At 65.3% G+C, this 1465-nt stretch carries 1 pseudogene; it reads right to left on the bottom strand.

The annotated features are described in order from the left end of the window. Positions 1-15: 15 nt before the first annotated feature. Positions 16-1414 (bottom strand): annotated as a pseudogene (locus tag AC2W7A_RS12350) (IS30 family transposase). Positions 1415-1465 lie beyond the last annotated feature (51 nt).

The raw sequence follows: 1465 nt of genomic DNA, 5'->3' as shown, positions 1-1465 counted from the left end.
ACGTACTGGGTGGATTCAATCGGTGGATGCAACACCCTCTTGCTCGAGTGACTGTAGCTGCTCGGCGAACACCTCAGTTGGAGACTTCCAGTCGAGGACCTTCCGGGGACGATTGTTGACTGCCAGCGCGACCGCTTCGAGGTCCTGCGCAGTCCAGCGTGAGAGATCGGTACCCTTCGGGAAGTACTGACGTAGCAGCCCGTTCGTGTTCTCGTTCGTGGGCCTCTGCCACGGCGAGTGGGGATCGGCGAAGAACACCTTCGTGCCCGTCTCCACAGTGAACTGCGCATGCCCAGACAGCTCCTTGCCGCGGTCCCAGGTCAGCGTCTTGCGCAACTGCTGCGGCAGGGTCGTCATCGAGGCAGTCAAAGCAGCGTTCATCGCCACAGCGCCGTAGCCGGCCAGGGCTGGACCGTTCTTGACCCGCGGTGTCTGCCCGTAGCCGTCCAGCCGAGGCAGGTGCACCAGCAACGTGGCTCGGCTCTTGCGCTCAATGACGGTACCGATCGCGGACCGGTTCGTGCCGATGATCAGGTCACCTTCCCAGTGTCCTGGCACGGCGCGGTCGGCGGCTTCGGCGGGGCGTTCACTGAGGACCACATCCTCGGTCACGTGCCCTTGAGGCTTGTTCTTCGACCGGGCTCGGGGCACCCGCAGAGATCGGCCGGTGCGCAGGCAGGCGACCAGTTCTCGCTTGAGCGCGCCCCGGCCCTCGATGAACAGGGACTGGTAGATCGCCTCGTGACTGATACGCATGGACTCATCCTCGGGGTAGTCGATCTCAAGCCGGTGTGAGATCTGCTCCGGACTCCACGCCGTGACCCACCGCCGGTCGGCCCGGCGTGGCTTCGACCTGCCCTTCCACGCCGGTACGTCCGGCCCAGCCACGATCGACCCATCTGGATGGCACACATCGCCGCTGAGCCGGTCCTGGACGTAGTTCCGTAGTCTCGGGTTCGCGACCAGCTTCGCGGTCTTCGGCCTCCGCGCCATCAGCTCCGCCTTCCACTGCGCGACCGAGGCCCGGTACTCCAGCTTCCCGCCGCGGGTAGCGGCGTTTTCGACGCAGCTCGCGCGAGATCGTGGCCGGGTCGCGGTTGATCCTGCGCGCGATCTCGCGCACGCCCACCTGCTGAGCGTGCAGGACAGCGATCTCCTCCCGCTCAGGAAACGATAGATAACGTCCGCCAGGCTCGGTGAGTTCGATCGTCCTCATGCCGCCACCTTGTCGGAACCAACGTGCCCCGACGGCTGCAGACACGCCCACCTTCCCGGCTGCGTCCTCCGAGGAGCTTCCCGTCGCTATCTCTTTCCAGAACCTGCGTTCGATGCTGCGGCGCGTCTTCGGGGCGCCTGGCGAGATCATCGCCGACCGGCCCGTGAGTTCCTTCAGCCATCCAGCTGGTCGTCCCATCAACACCCTCCTCGACCTGAGGTGTTGCGTCCACCAGTTGAATCCACCCTG

It is taken from the genome of Micrococcus sp. LASM2_SD2 (assembly GCF_057364565.1).
The sequence above is the reverse complement of the archived record's forward strand: the minus strand, read 5'-3'. Positions and strand labels throughout refer to the sequence as shown.